Genomic DNA, 18828 nt, shown 5'->3' with positions numbered 1-18828 from the left:
CCCAGGCCGACCGGCGCCAGCACAGCATTGATTACAGCGCGGACCTGGCCGACCACGTCAATCTGAACATGGCGCTCAATGCGCAGATCGTGCTCAACCAGTTGCTCACCACCCAGCCTTTCCCCAGCGCTCGCGAGCGGGCCGAAACCGTCACCCGCGTACGTCGTTCGGTGCCCGAGCTGCAAAGCCTGGCCTGGCTCAGTGGCGACGCCCGAATCATCGCCGACACCCTGCTCGAAGCCAACGACGATTCCTTCATCACCGCTTTGGTCAGCCGCCTGGACGGCGACAGCCACTACTACACCAACAGCCCGACGGCAGACCTGGTCTATCTGTTGATCCGCCAGCCCGGTGAGAACACCAATGGCTACTGGCTGCTGCGCATGAGCCCAATCGTCATCAGTCGGCTCATTCATCAGGTCGAGCGTGGGCAGAACCCCGGCTGGGTCTTGGAAAACCATGTCGACAAGCACGTCATCAACCGCGCCGACCCTGCCCCGATCAGCGCCTCCGAACTGAGCACCACCGAGCTGAACCAGAGTGTGCTGGTCACCCAGCTGAGCCACAGCGACTGGCAGTTGCGCAGTCTGTTCGACGCCCGTGAGGCGCGGCTGGCGTTGCTCCCGCCGTTGATAGGTAAATGCCTGCTGGGCCTGCTGATTTCGCTGGTGCCGTTGCTGGCGCTGTTGAGCATGCGCCGCCGTCAGCGCGAACTCAACGAAGAGCGTCGGCGCTATCGGGACATCTTCGAGGGCGCCGGCGTGGCGCTGTGCGTGCTCGATCTATCGGGTGTGCTGCCGTTGTTCGAACGGGTGGGGTTGAACGAGCGCACCGATCTTGGGCGGTGGCTTGAGGACAATCCGGCAACTCGTCAGGAGCTGTTGCAGGCACTGCGCATCACCGAAGTGAACCACGTTGCCCTGCGCGTGCTGCAAGTGCACACCAACGATCAGGCGTGGCGCAAGCTGATCGAGGGCTGGTCGGACCGGGCCACTGGCATCGGCCATCAATTGATCGGGGCGCTGCTGGAGCGTCAGCAGCAATTGGAGCTGGAAATCCGCCTGGACAACCAGCAGGGCCACGATCAATACCTGTGGGTGACGGTGCGCTTTCCCGAACACGCCAAGGATTACCACGCGGTCATTCTCAGTATCACCGACGTCACCAGCCACAGGACCGCGAGCGAATCGCTGCGCCAGAGCGAAAAACGCCATCGCATGCTCGCCGAAAGCATCAGCGACGTGATCTTTTCCACCAACAACCGCATGGAGCTGAACTACGTCAGCCCTTCGGTGCAGACGGTGCTGGGCTTCGACGCGGACTGGGTGATGCAGAACGGTTGGCAAGGCATGCTGGCCAATCCTGCACAGCTGACGGGTATCAACGCGCTGCTGACCCAGGTCCACCAGGCGCTGCATGCGCCGGCCGAGCTGGCCGCCCTGCGCAGCGACCTCAAGACCCAGGTGTTCATGTTCGACTGCCTGCGCAACGACGGTCGCAAGATTCCCATCGAGCTGCGCCTGGTGTTGATCTGGGACACCCAGGGGACGTTCGAAGGCATTCTGGGCGTGGGTCGCGACGTCAGCCAGCAACGTCGCGCCGAAAAGGACCTGCGCATGGCCGCCACGGTGTTCGAGCATTCGACGTCGGCGATTCTGATTACCGATCCGGCGGGCTACATCGTGCAGGCCAACGAGGCCTTCAGCCGTGTCAGCGGTTATGCCGTGGCCCAGGTGCTGGACCAGTTGCCGAACATGCTGACCGTGGATGACCAGCAGGAAGCGCACCTGCGTTACGTGCTCAAGCAACTGCAACAGCGCGGCACCTGGGAAGGCGAGGTCTGGCTCAAGCGGCGCAACGGCGAGCACTACCCGGCCTGGGTCGGCATCACCGCGGTACTCGACGACGAAGGCGACCTGGCCAGCTACGTGTGTTTCTTCAGCGACATCAGCGAGCGCAAGGCCAGTGAGCAGCGCATTCATCGCCTGGCCTACTACGATGCCCTGACCCACCTGCCCAACCGCACGCTGTTCCAGGACCGCCTGTACAACGCCCTGCAGCAGGCCGAGCGCCAGCAATCGTGGGTGGTGCTGATGTTCCTCGACCTCGACCGCTTCAAGCCGATCAACGACTCCCTCGGCCACGCCGCCGGTGACCGCATGCTCAAGGACATGGCCACGCGTCTGCTGGGCTGCGTCGACGATGACGACACGGTGGCGCGCATGGGCGGCGACGAGTTCACCCTGCTGCTGCAACCGCGGGCCACCCGCGAGCTGGCCTTGAACCAGGCCATTCATGTGGCAGAGCAGATTCTCGGCAGCCTGGTCAAACCCTTCGTCCTGGAGGGCCGCGAGTTCTTTGTCACCGCCAGTGTGGGCATCGCCTTGAGCCCTCAGGACGGCAGCGAACTCAGCCAACTGATGAAAAACGCCGACACGGCCATGTACCACGCCAAGGAGCGTGGCAAGAACAACTTCCAGTTCTACCAGGCCGACATGAACGCCACGGCGCTGGAGCGTCTGGAGCTGGAAAGCGACTTGCGCCACGCCCTGGAACAACAGGAATTCGTGCTGTACTACCAGCCGCAGTTCAGCGGCGATGGCAAGCGCCTGACCGGTGCCGAGGCCTTGTTGCGCTGGAATCATCCACGCCGTGGCCTGGTGCCGCCGGTCGAGTTCATTCCGGTGCTCGAAGAGCTTGGCCTGGTAGTAGATGTGGGCGACTGGGTCCTGGCCGAGGCTTGTCGCCAGCTCAAGGCCTGGCATCTGGCCAAAGTGCGGGTGCCCAAGATCTCGGTGAACATCTCCGCGCGGCAGTTCGCCGATGGTCAGTTGGGCAATCGCATCGCCCGGATGCTGGAAATCACTGGTCTGCCACCGGCGTGCCTGGAGCTGGAACTGACCGAGAGCATCCTGATGCGCGAGGTCAACGAAGCCATGATGATTCTCGACACTTTGAAGAATCTCGGCTTGAGCATTGCCGTCGATGACTTCGGCACTGGCTATTCGTCGCTCAATTATCTGAAGCAGTTCCCCATCGACGTGCTGAAGATCGACCGCACCTTCGTCGATGGCCTGCCGTCCGGCGAGCAGGATGCGCAGATTGCGCGGGCGATCATCGCCATGGCGCACAGCCTGAATCTCTCGGTCATCGCCGAGGGCGTGGAAACCCATGAACAGTTGGAGTTCCTGCGCGAGCATGGCTGCGATGAGGTTCAGGGCTACCTGTTCGGCCGCCCGATGCAGGCCCATCGCTTCGAGACTCAGTTCAGCAACGACGCGCTGTTTCTGCTTCAGTGACTACGCGCAGGATCTGACCCCGTAGGAGCGGTCTTTGGCCGCGATGGGGTCGATGCGGTGGGTCAGGTGGACTGCGGTGAGGCTTTCGCGGCCGATGACCGCTCCTACGGCATGAGTGGACACAACCAGACATGAAGCCCGCTTGTCCACGCGATGACTGCCTTTCATATGCCAGACAAAAGCCGATGGGGTAGAATGCTCGCCTTTCCCAACATCCCGATCCCTGAGGACCGCCATGTTCAGCCGTAGCCAGACACTCGCCAAGTACGATGCCGATCTCTTTGCCGCCATGGAGCAAGAAGCCCAGCGCCAGGAAGATCACATCGAGCTGATTGCCTCGGAAAACTACACCAGTCCCGCTGTGATGGAAGCCCAGGGCTCGGTGCTGACCAACAAGTACGCCGAAGGCTATCCTGGCAAGCGCTACTACGGCGGCTGCGAGTTCGTCGACGTGATAGAGCAACTGGCCATCGACCGCGCCAAGGAGCTGTTCGGCGCCGACTACGCCAACGTTCAGCCGCACGCCGGCTCCCAAGCCAACAGCGCGGTCTACCTGGCCCTGCTGCAGGCAGGCGATACCATCCTGGGCATGAGCCTGGCCCACGGCGGTCACCTGACCCACGGCGCCAGCGTTTCTTCGTCGGGCAAGCTGTACAACGCCGTCCAGTACGGCATCGATGCCCAGGGCCTGATCGACTACGACGAAGTCGAGCGCCTGGCTCTGGAGCACAAGCCGAAGATGATCGTGGCCGGTTTCTCCGCCTACTCGCAGATCCTCGACTTCCCGCGCTTCCGTGAAATCGCCGACAAGGTCGGTGCCTACCTGTTCGTCGACATGGCCCACGTGGCCGGTCTGGTTGCCGCTGGCGTGTACCCCAACCCGGTGCCGTTCGCCGACGTGGTCACCACCACTACCCACAAGACCCTGCGCGGCCCTCGTGGCGGCCTGATTCTGGCGCGTGCCAATGCCGAGATCGAGAAGAAGCTCAACTCGGCGGTGTTCCCAGGTGCCCAGGGTGGCCCGCTGGAGCACGTCATTGCCGCCAAGGCCGTGTGCTTCAAGGAAGCGCTGCAGCCTGAATTCAAGACCTACCAGCAGCAGGTCGTGAAGAACGCCCAGGCCATGGCCAAGGTGTTCATCGACCGTGGTTTCGACGTGGTTTCCGGTGGTACCGAGAACCATCTGTTCCTGCTGTCGCTGATCAAGCAGGACATTTCCGGCAAGGACGCAGACGCGGCGCTGGGCAAGGCATTCATTACCGTCAACAAGAACTCGGTGCCCAATGACCCTCGCTCGCCGTTCGTGACCTCCGGCCTGCGCTTTGGTACGCCTGCTGTGACCACTCGTGGTTTCAAGGAAGCCGAGTGCCAGGAACTGGCCGGCTGGATCTGCGACATTCTGGCTGATCTGAACAATGAAGCAGTGATCGATGCCGTGCGCCAGAAGGTCCAGGCCATCTGCGCCAAGCTGCCGGTTTATTCGGCGTAAGGGTTGGCGGTATTCCTGTTGCTGCGGCGCAGGCCGCGTCAGGCGTCACCGCGTTGTGTCAGATATTTCGCGGAGACCGCCGACGCGGCTTGCGCCGCTGCTACAGGGATCGCATCAGTTTGTAGCCGCGTCCAGCGCCGCCCTCTGTAGCAGCGGCGCGAGCCGCGTCCGGCGTCGCCGCGGTGTATCGGGTACGCGGGATTCAGAGCTGGTCGAATCCGGCGCGGATCTTGGCTTCGGGTAGATCATCGGCGATGAAGACCATCACGCTTTCGCGTACCTCCCCCGGGGCCCATTCGGTGTCCCAGTCGAAGCCATAGAGCTTCAATACGCCCTGGAACACCAGGCGTCGATCCTCCCCCGCGATACTCAAGACGCCTTTGTAGCGCAGCAGTTGCTTGCCGTGCTCTTCCAGCAGTTCGTTCATGAAGGTACTGAGGCGGTCGATGTCCAGCGGCTTGTCGGTGCGCAGCACCAGGCTGGCGATGCGGTCCACGCTGGGACCCTGATTGACCGGGCGCAGCGCTAGGCCGGCATTGAGATTGAAGCCACGCACATCGAGCAGCTCCGCCAGATCGATTCGACCGTGCTCGACCACACGGATCGGCGCGCGTCGGTTGATGCGGGTCAGGCGCTCGCTCAATTCGTCGAACACCGAAGGCGCGACCAGATCGGTCTTGCTGATCAGCAGGCGATCGGCGAAACCCACCTGTGCCTGGGCGATGGTCTGAGCCAGATGGATACCCGCGTGGGCAGCGTCCACCAACGTCAGGATGCCGTCCAGAATGTAGCGTTCGCGCAGTTCTTCATCGATGAAGAAGGTCTGGGCCACCGGCGCCGGGTCGGCCAGGCCGGTGCATTCGATGACCAGCCGATCGAAGGCGATTTCGCCGCTGTCCAGACGCTCCAGCAGCAGGTACAGCGCCTTGGTCAGGTCGGTGTGAATGGTGCAGCACACGCAGCCGTTGGCCAGGGTCATGGTCTGCACGGGCTCGTCGCCCAACAGCTGAGTGTCGATGCCGGCATCGCTGAATTCGTTCTCGATCACGGCGATCTTCAGGCCGTGTTCGGCCTTGAGCATGTGGCGCAGCAAGGTGGTCTTGCCGGCGCCGAGAAAGCCGCTGAGGATGGTGACGGGAATGGGGGGGGCGGCTTCGGACAAGGTTGTTGGCTCCACAATCATTTAAATGCAAATGGCCTCTTCGCGGCCATTGGCCGCTCCTACAGGGATATTCGATCACATGTAGGAGCGGCCAGTGGCCGCGAAAGGGCCATCACTCAAGACACATCTCTACGAGATGGCATGCCTCAACAGCACTTGGGCCCACCCTTGCCGCCGTATCTGGCCTCCTGGCGTTCGCAGAAGAACGCCTCGTAGTCCATCATCGGCTTGTCCGGGTGCTTGGTCTGCATGTGCTCGACGTAATTGTCGTAGTCCGGCATGCCCACCATCAGACGTGCCGCCTGGCCCAGGTATTTTCCCAACTTGCTCAGGTCGTTGAACATGGCGGCAGCCCTCGGTCATCACGCATTGGGGAACGGCTGGAACGGTGCTTCCTTGTCGGTACGTTCCTTCTTGCCCCAGGCCGCAACGCCGACCTTCAAGGCGAAGAACAGGATGCTGAAGACCACCAGCAGGAACAGTACGGCCAGGGTTGCGTTGGTGTAGGCATTGAAGATCACGTGCTGCATCTGCTCCACGCTTTTGGCCGGCGCAAGCACCTGGCCCTGGGCCAGAGCGGCGCTGTACTTGTTGGCCAGGGCCAGGAAACCGACCGCCGGATTGGCGTCGAACAGCTTGATGAAGCCTGCGGTGGTGGTGCAGATCAGCAGCCAGACGGCCGGCAGCATGGTGACCCAGATGTAGCGCTGGCGCTTCATCTTGATCAGCACGACGGTGGCGAGCATCAGGGCGATACCGGCGAGCATCTGGTTGGAGATGCCGAACAGGGGCCACAAGGTATTGATGCCGCCCAACGGATCGATCACGCCTTGGTACAGCAACCAGCCCCACAACGCGACGCAGCCGGCGGTGGCGATGACGTTGGCGGTCCAGGACTCGGTGCGCTTGAGCGCCGGGACGAACGAGCCGAGCAGATCCTGAAGCATGAAGCGGCCGGCACGGGTACCCGCGTCCACGGCGGTCAGGATGAACAGTGCCTCGAACAGGATCGCGAAGTGGTACCAGAAGGCCATGGTGTTTTCACCCGGCAACACCGAGTGCAGGATCTGCGCGATACCCACGGCCAATGTCGGCGCACCACCGGCGCGCGCCAGGATGGTGGTCTCACCGATGTCATGGGCGACTGCCTGCAGCGCTTCCGGCGTGATGGCGAAGCCCCAGCTGCTGACCGCCGTGGCCACTGCGACCACATCGGTACCGACCACTGCAGCCGGGCTGTTCATGGCGAAGTACACGCCTGGCTCGATCACCGAAGCGGCGACCATGGCCATGATCGCCACGAACGACTCCATCAACATGCCGCCGTAGCCGATGTAGCGGGCGTTGGTTTCGTTGTCCAGCAGCTTGGGCGTGGTGCCCGAGGAGATCAGCGCGTGGAAGCCGGACACCGCGCCACAGGCGATGGTGATGAACAGGAACGGGAACAGACCGCCCTTCCATACCGGGCCGGTCCCGTCGGTGAACTGGGTCAGCGCGGGCATCTTCAGTTCCGGCATGGTCACCAGAATGCCGATGGCCAAGGCGATGATGGTGCCGATCTTGAGGAAGGTGGAGAGGTAGTCGCGCGGGGCCAGGATCAGCCACACGGGCAGCACGGCGGCAACGAAGCCATAGCCGATCAGCATCCAGACGATCTGCACACCGGTGAAGGTGAAGGCCTTGGCCCAGACCGGATCGGCGGCCACCTGACCACCCAGCCAGATCGAGAGCAGCAGCAGGAGCACGCCGATGATGGAGATTTCACCGATGCGGCCCGGGCGGATGTAGCGCATGTACACGCCCATGAACATCGCGATGGGAATGGTGGCCATGACCGTGAAGATGCCCCACGGACTTTCGGCGAGCGCCTTGACCACGATCAGCGCCAGCACGGCGAGGATGATGATCATGATCAGGAAGCAACCGAACAGGGCGATGGTGCCGGGGATGCGGCCCATTTCCTCGCGCACCATGTCGCCCAGCGAGCGGCCGTTGCGGCGGGTGGACAGGAACAGCACCATGAAGTCCTGCACGGCACCGGCCAGCACCACGCCGGCGATCAGCCACAGCGTGCCGGGCAGATAGCCCATCTGCGCGGCGAGTACCGGGCCGACCAGGGGTCCGGCGCCGGCGATGGCGGCGAAGTGGTGCCCGAAGAGGATGTGCTTGTTGGTCGGTACGTAGTCCAGACCGTCGTTGTTGAGCACCGCGGGCGTGGCGCGGCGCGGGTCGAGCTGCATGACGTGGTTGGCGATGAACAGGCTGTAGTAGCGGTAGGCGACCAGGTAGATGGCCACGGCCGCGACGACGATCCATAACGCGTTGATTGCTTCACCGCGGCGAAGCGCAACGACGCCCAAGGCACAGGCACCAATGATCGCCACGATCAGCCACGGAACGTGGCGGAACGCACTGCTATTGTTTTTCATATTATTGTTTCCAGCTCAGTGGATGAGTGTCAGCCTTATCGAGTCTAGCGATTTTTTGTCCGAAGGCCATCCCCACGTTGGTCTAGAGCGGCGCGGCGCATGACCCGATGATGGACCGGAACACCCGGCGCCCGTGCCGGTCGCACTAAAGGTGTCCCTTGCGAGTCCGCCCCATGCCCAAGCCACCCGCACGCGCCGCCCTCCCCCCGCCATTGCTGTATCTGGCGTTCATCGCCGTGGCCATGGCGTTGAGCTATGCACTGCCCATCGCACTGCCGGTCAACAGCTGGACCGCAGCGACCGCGGCGGCCTTGATCATCCTCGGTCAGGGTCTGTCGTTCTGGGCCATGCTGCGTTTCAAGCGTCAGCACACCGCGACCAGCAACTTCGATGCGCCTCAGGAACTGCAGCGCGACGGACCGTTCGCGCTGTCGCGCAACCCGATCAACCTGGGCGACACCCTGGCCTATGTCGCGCTGTCGCTGCTGATGGGCAGCCTGTGGCCATGGTTATTGCTGCCGGTGTTGCTGTACCTGATGAACTGGTTGGTGATCCAGCCCGACGAAATCCAGCTCGAAGCGCTGTTTGGCGACACTTATCGCCAGTATTGTCGACGGGTTCGCCGCTGGCTCTGAGCCACTGCGCTATAGTCCAGCAAAACTCGAGGACCCGATCATGACGCAACCCCATACCGAACGCCGTCGCTTCAAACGCATCGCCTTCGATGCCAAGACCGAACTGCGCCAAGGCACCGAGCGCTGGCCGGTGAAGCTGCTCGACCTGTCATTGAAGGGGCTGTTGATCGAAAAGCCGTCGCCTTGGCTGGGCGATGCCGACAAGCCCTTCAATGTGGATGTGAAACTGGGGCCACAGGAAGATGTGGTGATGGAGGTCAAGCTGGCCCATGACGACCATGGGCAGCTGGGGTTCGTGTGCACCCATATTGGCCTGGATTCGATCAGCCATTTGCGTCGGCTGATCGAACTCAATCTGGGCGACCCCCAGGAGCTGGAGCGCGAGCTGGGGGCTTTGTTGGAGGTTTGAGGTCGGCGGCGAGGCCTTCGCGGCCGATGACCGCTCCTACGGCGAATATTGCTACACCAGGTGGGCCGGCAGCCCCCATTGGGCGGGGTCGAAGCCCAGCAGGCTTTGCAGCCGATCGTCGGCGTGGTGGTAGCGCTCCGGGGCCATGGCGGCATCGGGGACGGCGATGGCGAACATGCCAGCGGCCTTGGCGGCGGTGACGCCGAAGGGTGAGTCCTCGAACACCAGGCAGTCCTTGGGCTCCACGCCCAGGCGCTTGGCCGCTACCAGAAAGATATCCGGCGCCGGCTTGGCCGCGCCCACTTCCGGGTCATCGGCGGTGACGATGGTGTCGAACAGCGCGAACCACTCTTCATGCAACGTCGTTTTCATCGCGAAATGCCCACGGGACGAACTGGTGCCCACAGCGATCGGAATATTGTGCGCCTTCAAGTGCCGCACCAGTGCCTCGGCGCCGGCCATGGCCTGCGCGTGGGGAAAGCGCTCAGCCATCAGCGGTGCGCGCGCTTCCATGAATTCGGCGGGCGTCAGGGGCAGGCCCAGGGTTTCGACGATATAGGTCGACAGGTCGTTGGCGCCCAGGCCAATGGTGTTCTGCTTGATGCTCCAGTCGAAGACCTTGCCGTACCGCTCGGCAATCATCTGCGTGACTTCGGTGTAGATGCCCTCGGTGTTCAGAAGCAGGCCATCCATATCGAAGATGACGGCCTTGACGGGGCCCATGCCCGTTACTGCAGTGTTCATAGGGCGTGCTCCGTGGTCGTTGAGAAGGCCCCAGAGTACGGGTGCGGTCGGGGGTTGAGCAAGTCGCAGCGCCGACGCCTTCACCAGGCCCCAGCGCTGCGGTAGCTCACGGCGCCGACAGGGTGCGAATCATCGACAACGTCAGGTACAGCCGCGGCGCAATGCTGCTCAGCTCGATGTATTCGTCATCGGCGTGCAAGCCCGCGCCCACCACGCCCATGGTTTCCAGTACCGCAGGCTTGTCGCTGCCTGGCACATAGGCGTAGCCGGCGTCGGTGCCGAAGCGCATGGCGATCGGTTCGATGGACTTGTCGATCGCCGCGTAGGCCTTCTGCGCGACCCCGGCCAACTGCTCGGAGCCGCTGTTCTTGGCCAGGGGCGGCCGGCCTTTTTCCAGACGCAGGCTGACCTGGGTGTCGTCGATCAGTTGCTTGCGGATCAGCCGCTGGCCTTGCGCAAGCACGCGGTCGGTTTCCTCGATGTCCGAGTAGCGCATGTCGGCCTCGGCCGTCGCGATGGCGGGGATGATGTTGCGCTTCTCACCCGCCTTGGCCATGGTCCAGTTCACCGTGGTGCCCTTGTCGGGATCACCCAGGTCCTTGAGCTGGACCAGCTGGTGGGCCAGTTCGGTGAGCGCATTGCGCCCGTCTTCGGGCGCGGAGCCGGCGTGGGACGAACGCCCCTTGACCTCCAAGAACAGCCCGTTGATGCCGTTGGTGGCGGTGGTCACTGCATCCTTGTTCGGTGGTTCGTAGGAAAAGACGTAGTCGTGTTGAGCGGCCAGTTCGGCGATGATTTTTTTCGAGCCGGCCGAGCCCATTTCTTCGTCCGGGTTGAACAGCACGGTGAGCGTGCCGTAGCCGTCGAAGCCCTGGGCCTTGAGCAGTTTCAGCGCGTGCAGGATCATCGCCATCCCGCCCCTGGCATCGGCCACACCTGGGCCGTAGGCACGCTCCTGGTCGGTGCGGAACGGGCGCTTGGCCGCAGTGCCGGGGCCGAACACGGTGTCGTAGTGGACCATGAGCAGGAAATTCTTGCTGCCGGTGCCCTTGAAGGTGCCGACGATGTTGTCGCCTACCGACGGCGTGGCCGGGGTGGTCTGGACCGTGGCGCCCAGTTCCTTGAGACGCTTGACCAGCAGTGCACTGATCGTCGCCAGGCCCTTTTCCTGGCCGGTACCGGTGTCGACCGAAACCAGCTCCTTGACCGTTTCCAGGTAGCTGGGTTGTTCGGCCTGGGCTTGTTTATAGAGGTCGGCGGCGGGTAGCTCGGCGGCGTGGGTCGACAAGGAGAACAGGCAGGCTGCAGCGATTGCGGTGATGCGTGAGGGTCGAACAGGCATGGGTCGGAAGCCTCGGGCAGGAGCGGTTTTTGTGGGCAGGATTGGCCTCTTCGCGGGCAGAGACCCGCTCCCACAATGGAACAGCGGGAGCGTCTGCGCCGATAGGGCAAGTCCTGACACTCAACAACCTTAGCCTACTGCGGTGATCGTGCTACTCGAACAAAGCATCCAGCGCCTGCTCGAGGCGGGTCACGGCGATGATCTGCAGGCCCGGTGGGGCCTCCTTGGGGGCGTTGGCCTTGGGCACGATGGCGCGCTTGAAGCCGTGCTTGGCCGCTTCCTTGAGCCGCTCCTGACCACTGGGGACCGGGCGCACCTCGCCGGACAGACCCACTTCGCCGAACACCAGCAGGTCGTGGGGCAGCGGGCGGTTGCGCAGGCTGGACATGATCGCCGCAAGCAGCGCCAGGTCGGAGGCGGTTTCCAGCACTTTCACCCCGCCCACCACGTTGAGGAACACGTCCTGGTCGTGGGTGGGAATGCCGCCGTGCCGATGCAGCACCGCCAGCAGCATGGCCAGACGGTTCTGGTCCAGGCCCAGGGTGACTCGCCGTGGGTTGGACAGATGGCTGTCGTCGACCAGGGCCTGCACTTCCACCAGCATCGGCCGAGTGCCTTCCCACGTAGCCATGACCACACTGCCGGGGACTTCTTCCTGGGCTCGGGTCAGAAAGATCGCCGACGGGTTGGAGACTTCCTTGAGGCCCTTGTCGGTCATGCCGAACACGCCCAGTTCGTTGACCGCACCGAAGCGGTTCTTCACGGCGCGCAGCAAGCGCAGGCGGCCATCGGATTCGCCTTCGAAGTAGAGCACGGTGTCGACCATGTGCTCGAGCACGCGAGGGCCCGCCAGGGCGCCTTCCTTGGTCACGTGGCCGACCAGGAAGATGGCCGTGCCGCTCTGCTTGGCGTAGCGCACCAGCAGCGCCGCGCTTTCACGCACCTGGGACACGCCGCCGGGCGCGGACTGCAGGTTTTCGGTGAAGATGGTCTGGATCGAGTCGATCACCATGACCTTGGGCTGTTCGACCTTGGCGGTGGCGATGATGGTTTCGATGCAGGTCTCGGTCATCACCTTGAGCTTGTCCTGGGGCAACCCCAGGCGCCGCGCGCGCATGGCGACCTGTTGCTGCGACTCTTCGCCGGTGACGTACAGCGCAGGCATGCGCGTGGCGATGTTGCACAGGGTCTGCAGGAGGATGGTCGACTTGCCGATGCCCGGATCGCCGCCGATCAGCACCACCGAGCCATCGACCAGACCGCCGCCGAGCACACGGTCCAGTTCGGCCGAGGCGGTGGAAAAGCGCGGGATCTCCTCGATGCTGACTTCGGCCAGGGTCTTGAGCTGGGCCTGCTGCCCTGCCCAGCCGGTGCGGCCGCTGGGCGGTGCGGCGGCGCCGCTTTCGATGACCGTTTCCACCAGGGTGTTCCAGGCACCGCATTCGCCGCATTGGCCGGCCCATTTGGGGAACGTGGCACCGCACTCGGTGCAGCCGTACATGCGCTTAGCCTTGGCCATGAAAATTCCTGTTCGAAAAGTGCGCTCATGATAATCGAGCGCGCTGTATTAGTGGTTAAATCAAGCCCTTGCAGCACGGAAAAACGGCTAGTCTGTACTTTGACAAAACTTCTCGGGCGCAGCTGTGTCCCTTGCAGCAGGCGTGGAAAATGAAGCAATACGCTGACTTGGACTGCGTTGACCAACCTCATCTGTAATAAGGAATAACCTCATGAGCGTGCTAAGTGAATTCAAGGCCTTTGCGGTCAAGGGCAATGTAGTCGACATGGCCGTTGGTATCATCATCGGTGCAGCCTTCGGCAAGATCGTTTCATCCTTCGTGGGCGATGTGATCATGCCGCCGCTCGGGCTGCTGATTGGTGGCGTGGACTTCAGCGACCTGGCCATCACGCTGCGTGCGGCGGTCGGTGATGCGCCGGCGGTGGTATTGGCCTATGGCAAATTCATCCAGACAGTCGTCGACTTCATCATCGTGGCGTTTGCCATCTTCATGGGGGTGAAGGCCATCAACCGCCTGCGCCATCAGGAAGAGAAGAAACCTGCGGCGCCTGCTGCACCTTCCAAGGAAGAAGTGCTGCTGGGTGAAATTCGTGACCTGCTCAAAGAGCAGAATGGCAAGGGCACCGTGGTGACCACTGCACCGACGCCTGGGCCGCAGATCTGATACCGCGTCAAGCTTTCGCGACCGATGACTGCTCCTACAGAAGGGCCACACTGGCTCTGTAGGAGCGGTCTGTGGCCGCGAAGGGCCAATGCGGTGAGTCAGGTAAACCTCGGTGAGGCTTTCGCGGCCATAGACCGCTCCTACGGGATGACTGCTACCAGTAGTTCTCGACGGCGACCTGGCCAGGGCGGCGGCTCAGGCTGAGGTTCATGTCGCGGCCCTTGAGCAGTTGGCGGGTGTCGTCGATCATCTGGGGATTGCCGCAGATCATCACCCGTGAATGCTCCGGCACCAGTTCCAACCCTGCAGCTTTTTCCAGCTCGCCATTCTGAATGAGATCGGTGATACGGCCGTGCAACGTGCCCGGCACCTGCTCCCGGGTCACGATCGGGATGAACTGTAGCTTGCCGGCAAACTCGGCCAGGTAGTCCCGCTGTTCCAGGCCAGCGATCAACTCTCGGTACGCCAACTCCTGACCTTCCCGCGCGCTGTATACGAGCTTGATGTGCTCGAATTTTTCCCACACGGGAAAGTCCTGCAGGATCGACACGAAAGGGGCCACGCCGGTGCCGGTCGCCAGCATCCACAGGTCACGGCCGTCGACGAAGCGATCCAGGGTCAGATAACCCGTTGCCAGCTTTTCCACCAGCAGCTCGTCTCCCGGGCGCAACCGGCTAAGTTCACTGGTGAACTCGCCGCCCGGCACGACGATGGAGAAGAATTCGAGAAACTCATCGAAGGGCGAGGACGCCATCGAATAGGCGCGCCACACCACGCTGCCATCGGCCTTGGTCACCCCCAGGCGGGCGAACTGGCCGGCGACGAAGCGGAAACCGGCGTCGCGGGTGGTGCGCAAGGTGAACAGGCTGGGGGTCAGCGGCTGGACCTCGAGGATGGTCTGGCGGGTGAATTTTTCTGCGCTGGCAGTCATGGGGCGCTCCGGGGCTCAAGTGCTGGTATTTTCCCGCAAACCGCTGCAGATAAACACCGTTGGTTTGTGTGGCCACCGGGGAGCGCGCCTGTAGGAACTGCATGCGATCGGGTAGAATCGCGCCTTTATTGCCGCTTCGTGCCTTCTGCCATGCCTGTACTGACTTCGCCCTTCGCTGAGCTCGACCTGATCCGCCAGCCCGATCAACCCAACGAGCCGTTGCAGGCGTTCGATGCGGCCGACGAGTACCTACTGGCGCACATGGCCGAGCATCCCCTGCCCGCCCAGGCACGCGTGCTGATTCTCAACGACAGCTTCGGCGCGCTGGCCATCAGCCTGCAAGGCTCGGTGCAGGTGGTCAGCAGTGGCGATTCATTCCTCGGCGCATTGGGGCTGGAGAAGAACCTGACCCGCAATGGCCTGCCATTTGACAGCATCGAATTCATCCCCGCGAGCGCGCCGGTGCAGGGTCCGTTCGACCGCGTGCTGGTGCGTGTACCCAAGACCCTGGCCCTGCTCGAAGAACAGCTGATCCGCCTGCACGGCCACCTGGCGCCCGGTGCCGAGGTGGTCGCTGCCGGCATGGTCAAGCACTTGCCCCACGCTGCAGGTGATCTGCTGGAGAAATACATCGGCACGATGCGACCGTCACTGGCGGTCAAGAAGGCTCGACTGTTGATCGCCACTGACGAAGGCAAGCCCGCGCCGGTATCGCCCTACCCGACCCGCTATCAGCTGGACGACCCCAGGCTGACGCTGCTCAACCACGCCAACGTGTTCTGCCGCGAAGGGCTGGACATCGGCACCCGCGCGTTCCTCCCGCACCTGCCGCGCAACCTCGGCGCAGCGCGGGTCGCCGACCTGGGCTGTGGCAACGGCGTGCTGGCCATCGCCAGCGCCCTGGCCAATCCGCAGGCTCACTACACGCTGGTAGACGAGTCATTCATGGCCGTGCAATCGGCGCAGGAAAACTGGCAGGCGGCCCTGGGTGCGCGTCAGGTCGAGGTGCGCGCCGGTGATGGCCTTGCCAGCCAGGCGCCGCAGTCGCTGGACGTGGTGCTGTGCAATCCGCCGTTCCACCAGCAGCAGGTAGTGGGCGACTTCCTCGCCTGGCGCATGTTCCAGCAGGCACGCGAAGCGCTGGTCACCGGCGGCGACCTGTACATCGTCGGCAACCGCCATCTGGGTTATCACAGCAAACTGGCCAGGCTGTTCCGCGGCGTCGAACAGGTGGCTGCCACGCCCAAGTTCGTGGTGCTACGCGCGCGCAAGTGAGCGCAACGGTGCGTTTGAAGAGCAAAAAAAAGCCCTCGCAAGGAGGGCTGTAAAAAAAGCACTGCCAGAGCAGCACTGATGGGATTCAGTGGGATTTCATCCCGGCCGCCGTCATGAACAGGCGGATCAACATGGCAAACAGGCCCAGCGCGACGACGCTGCCGGCGTAGATCACCACCAGCCAGCCCAAGCGTTTCCACAAGGGCTTTTTCTCTTCGCTGTGCGTAACGATCGGTTTCTCGCTCATGCTTCTACTCCTGCCCGACCCAGGCCTTGCAGCCTGGGCAGCGGCGGTTGGGCTAGTGGTAGCCGGCCTCGTGGGTGACCTTGCCGCGGAACACGTAGTAGCTCCAGAAGGTGTACACCAGGATGATCGGGATGATGAACAGCGTGCCCACCAGGATGAAGCCCTGGCTCTGTGGCGGCGACGACGCGTCCCAGATCGAGATCGACGGTGGGATGATGTTCGGCCACAGGCTGATGCCCAGCCCGCTGTAACCCAGGAACACCAGCAGCAGGGTCAGCAGGAACGGCGTGTAGTGCGCGTTACGCTTCACCGAACGCAGCAACCCGACCACCGTGGCCAGCACCAGGATCGGCACCGGCAGGAAGTAGAACAGGTTCGGCGTGCTGAACCAGCGCGTGGCGATGTCGCCATGGGCCAACGGTGTCCAGATGCTCACGATACCGGTGACGATCAGCAGCCCGTAGGTCAGTGGCGGTGCGAGCTTGTGCATGGCCTGCTGCAGGCTGCCTTCGGTCTTCATGATCAGCCAGGTGCAGCCGAGCAAGGCGTAGGCCACGATCAGCGCCAGGCCACAAAACAGACTGAACGGCGTCAGCCAGTCCAGGCCGCCCCCGGCGTAGTTGCGGCCGACCACGGGAATGCCGTCGATGTACGCGCCCAAAGCCACGCCCTGGAAGAAGGTCGCTGTCAGCGAGCCGCCGATGAACGCCTTGTCCCACACGTGGCGCTTGGCTGCGGTCGCCTTGAAGCGGAACTCGAACGCCACGCCGCGGAAGATCAAACCCATCAGCATCAGAATCAGCGGCAGGTACAGGGCCGACAGCACCACCGAGTAGGCCAGCGGAAACGCGCCGAACAGCGCCGCACCGCCCAGTACCAGCCAGGTTTCGTTGCCGTCCCAGACCGGTGCCACGGTGTTCATCATGACGTCGCGGTCGCCTTCATCCTTCATGAAGGGAAACAGGATGCCGATGCCCAGGTCGAAGCCGTCCATGATCACGTACATCATGATGCCGAAGATGATGATCACGGCCCAGATGAATGGAAGATCGATACCCATGCTTAGTGCCCCTTGCTCAAGGTGTCGGTTTGGCCTTCTTCCGTGCCTTCATGGGCTGCGGACAGAGGACGTGCAGGGGTGCGCTGGGTACCAGGACCGCCGGTGTTGATTGTTTCTTCGTGTGCCTTCGGACCCTTGCGCACCAGGCGCATCATGTAGCCCAGGCCCACGCCGAACAGCGAGAAGTACACCACGACGAACATCACCAGGGTGATGCTCATCTGCGTGACGCTGTGGTTGGAAGAGGCATCGGCGGTGCGCATCAGGCCATAGACCACCCACGGCTGACGGCCGATCTCGGTGGTGAACCAGCCCGCCAGCAAGGCGATCAAGCCCGATGGCCCCATCCACAGGGTCAGGTAGAGAAATGGACGGCAGGTGAACAGCGCGTCTTTCTTGCGCAGCCACACGCTCCACAGACCGACGAAGATCATCAGCATGCCCAGGCCGGCCATTACCCGGAACGACCAGAAGACGATGGTCGAATTGGGCCGGTCTTCCTTGGGAAAGGATTTGAGCGCCGGCACCTGCTTGTCCAGGCTGTGGGTCAGGATCAGGCTGCCCAGGTAGGGAATCTCGACCGCGAAGCGGGTTTTCTCCGCTTCCATATCGGGCCAGCCGAAGAGGATCAGCGGGGTGGCTTCGTCACCCTTGTTTTCCCAGTGACCTTCGATCGCGGCGATCTTGGCGGGCTGGTGCTCCAGGGTGTTCAGGCCGTGCATGTCGCCGACGAAGGCCTGCACCGGGGCGACGATCAACGCCATCCACATGGCCATGGAAAACATCCGGCGGATGGCCGGCGTGTTGCGCCCGCGCAGCAGGTGCCAGGCGGCCGAGGCGCCGACGAAGAACGCCGTGGCGACGAAGGCAGCGATGGACATGTGCGCCAGGCGGAACGGGAATGAGGGGTTGAAGATCACTGCGAACCAGTCGACCGGAATCACTCGACCGTCGATGATCTCGTGGCCCTGAGGGGTCTGCATCCAGCTGTTGGACGCCAGGATCCAGAACGTCGAGATCAAGGTGCCGATCGCCACCATGACCGTCGAGAAGAAGTGCAGGCCTCGGCCCACGCGGTTCCAGCCAAACAGCATGACGCCCAGGAAGCCCGCTTCCAGAAAGAATGCGGTCAGTACTTCGTAGGTGAGCAACGGGCCGGTGACGGCGCCGGCGAAGTCGGAGAAGCGACTCCAGTTGGTGCCGAATTGGTACGCCATGACCAGGCCGGAGACCACGCCCATGCCGAAGTTGACTGCGAATATCTTCGACCAGAAGTGATACAGGTCGCGGTAGGTGTCGTCACGGGTTTTCAGCCACATGCCTTCGAGCACGGCCAGGTAGCTGGCCAGACCGATGGTGATGGCAGGAAACAGAATGTGGAACGAGACCGTAAACGCAAACTGCATTCGGGCGAGATCGATTGCCTCTAAACCGAACATGGGGCTTCCTCTATCAGGTGAACCGGCGCGGGCGGGCAGCCCATGCCAGCGGCCCCTGCGAGGGAAGCGCGGTCTGATGACTTCGTTCTGCTTGGTTCCACGACGCAGGGATTGTGGCCGTTTGGCCGCCATGCCGCGCCGGACGAGGCGTTGACATGGATCAAGATACCGTCAAAGAGTAGCC

Annotated in this window: 15 protein-coding genes and 1 pseudogene; 6 read left to right on the top strand and 10 right to left on the bottom strand. The window is 62.9% G+C overall.

From position 1 onward, the window contains the following. Nucleotides 1-680 precede the first annotated feature (680 nt). Nucleotides 681-3299 (top strand): annotated as a pseudogene (locus tag AC788_RS12575) (sensor domain-containing protein); the annotation flags it as partial. Between the two features lie 235 nt (nucleotides 3300-3534). Then, nucleotides 3535-4788 (top strand): serine hydroxymethyltransferase, encoded by a 1254-nt coding sequence (gene glyA, locus AC788_RS12570; RefSeq protein ID WP_043192788.1) that lies wholly within the window; start codon nucleotides 3535-3537, stop codon nucleotides 4786-4788. A 202-nt stretch (nucleotides 4789-4990) separates the two neighbouring features. On the opposite strand, the gene yjiA is transcribed toward glyA, so the two are convergent. From yjiA to AC788_RS12555, 3 genes are all read right to left on the bottom strand, one after another. Next, the gene (gene yjiA, locus AC788_RS12565) at nucleotides 4991-5950 is read right to left on the bottom strand and encodes a GTPase (protein ID WP_236690514.1); all 960 of its coding nucleotides are present in this window, start codon (nucleotides 5948-5950) and stop codon (nucleotides 4991-4993) included. Between the two features lie 146 nt (nucleotides 5951-6096). Next, complete coding sequence (locus AC788_RS12560) at nucleotides 6097-6294, bottom strand: YbdD/YjiX family protein (protein WP_049860929.1); 198 nt, start codon at nucleotides 6292-6294, stop codon at nucleotides 6097-6099. 18 nt (nucleotides 6295-6312) lie between these two features. Further along, on the bottom strand, nucleotides 6313-8379 hold the full coding sequence (locus AC788_RS12555; protein ID WP_049860928.1) for a carbon starvation CstA family protein: 2067 nt from the start codon (nucleotides 8377-8379) through the stop codon (nucleotides 6313-6315). 173 nt (nucleotides 8380-8552) lie between these two features. On the opposite strand from AC788_RS12555, the gene AC788_RS12550 reads away from it, so the two are divergent. Both AC788_RS12550 and AC788_RS12545 read left to right on the top strand, forming a co-directional pair. Beyond that, nucleotides 8553-9014, top strand: coding sequence for a methyltransferase family protein (locus tag AC788_RS12550; protein WP_049860927.1), 462 nt, complete (start codon nucleotides 8553-8555; stop codon nucleotides 9012-9014). A gap of 40 nt (nucleotides 9015-9054) precedes the next feature. After that, the gene (locus AC788_RS12545; protein ID WP_049860926.1) at nucleotides 9055-9423 is read left to right on the top strand and encodes a PilZ domain-containing protein; all 369 of its coding nucleotides are present in this window, start codon (nucleotides 9055-9057) and stop codon (nucleotides 9421-9423) included. A 51-nt stretch (nucleotides 9424-9474) separates the two neighbouring features. Here the strand turns inward: AC788_RS12545 and AC788_RS12540 are convergent, their stop codons facing one another. The 3 genes from AC788_RS12540 to radA form a co-directional block, all read right to left on the bottom strand. Further along, the gene (locus AC788_RS12540) at nucleotides 9475-10167 is read right to left on the bottom strand and encodes an HAD-IA family hydrolase (protein WP_049860925.1); all 693 of its coding nucleotides are present in this window, start codon (nucleotides 10165-10167) and stop codon (nucleotides 9475-9477) included. A 106-nt stretch (nucleotides 10168-10273) separates the two neighbouring features. After that, nucleotides 10274-11509 (bottom strand): M20/M25/M40 family metallo-hydrolase, encoded by a 1236-nt coding sequence (locus tag AC788_RS12535; RefSeq protein ID WP_049860924.1) that lies wholly within the window; start codon nucleotides 11507-11509, stop codon nucleotides 10274-10276. A gap of 151 nt (nucleotides 11510-11660) precedes the next feature. Next, a complete protein-coding gene (gene radA, locus AC788_RS12530) occupies nucleotides 11661-13028 on the bottom strand; it encodes a DNA repair protein RadA (protein ID WP_049860923.1) in 1368 nt (455 codons plus the stop codon). Between the two features lie 211 nt (nucleotides 13029-13239). Here radA and mscL point away from each other — a divergent pair, with 211 nt between their 5' ends. Continuing rightward, nucleotides 13240-13692 (top strand): large-conductance mechanosensitive channel protein MscL, encoded by a 453-nt coding sequence (mscL, locus tag AC788_RS12525; protein ID WP_049860922.1) that lies wholly within the window; start codon nucleotides 13240-13242, stop codon nucleotides 13690-13692. 154 nt (nucleotides 13693-13846) lie between these two features. Here mscL and AC788_RS12520 read toward each other — a convergent pair whose 3' ends face one another. Further along, nucleotides 13847-14623 carry a ferredoxin--NADP reductase gene (locus AC788_RS12520; protein WP_049860921.1) on the bottom strand — a complete coding sequence of 259 codons (777 nt, stop codon included), beginning with the start codon at nucleotides 14621-14623 and terminating at the stop codon, nucleotides 13847-13849. 150 nt (nucleotides 14624-14773) lie between these two features. Here AC788_RS12520 and AC788_RS12515 point away from each other — a divergent pair, with 150 nt between their 5' ends. Continuing rightward, nucleotides 14774-15898, top strand: coding sequence for a methyltransferase (locus AC788_RS12515; RefSeq protein ID WP_049860920.1), 1125 nt, complete (start codon nucleotides 14774-14776; stop codon nucleotides 15896-15898). Nucleotides 15899-15983: 85 nt separating this feature from the next. On the opposite strand, the gene AC788_RS21380 is transcribed toward AC788_RS12515, so the two are convergent. The 3 genes from AC788_RS21380 to AC788_RS12505 are packed head-to-tail and all read right to left on the bottom strand — an operon-like array spanning nucleotide 15984 to nucleotide 18644. Next, complete coding sequence (locus AC788_RS21380; protein ID WP_082223659.1) at nucleotides 15984-16145, bottom strand: DUF2474 domain-containing protein; 162 nt, start codon at nucleotides 16143-16145, stop codon at nucleotides 15984-15986. A 52-nt stretch (nucleotides 16146-16197) separates the two neighbouring features. Further along, the gene (gene cydB / locus AC788_RS12510; protein WP_049860919.1) at nucleotides 16198-17205 is read right to left on the bottom strand and encodes a cytochrome d ubiquinol oxidase subunit II; all 1008 of its coding nucleotides are present in this window, start codon (nucleotides 17203-17205) and stop codon (nucleotides 16198-16200) included. A 2-nt stretch (nucleotides 17206-17207) separates the two neighbouring features. Further along, nucleotides 17208-18644 (bottom strand): cytochrome ubiquinol oxidase subunit I, encoded by a 1437-nt coding sequence (locus tag AC788_RS12505; RefSeq protein WP_049860918.1) that lies wholly within the window; start codon nucleotides 18642-18644, stop codon nucleotides 17208-17210. Nucleotides 18645-18828 lie beyond the last annotated feature (184 nt).

It is taken from the genome of Pseudomonas sp. RIT-PI-a, assembly GCF_001187875.1.
GTDB classification, from domain to species: Bacteria; Pseudomonadota; Gammaproteobacteria; order Pseudomonadales; family Pseudomonadaceae; genus Aquipseudomonas; species Aquipseudomonas coleopterorum.
This window is presented reverse-complemented; position numbering and strand designations above follow the sequence as displayed.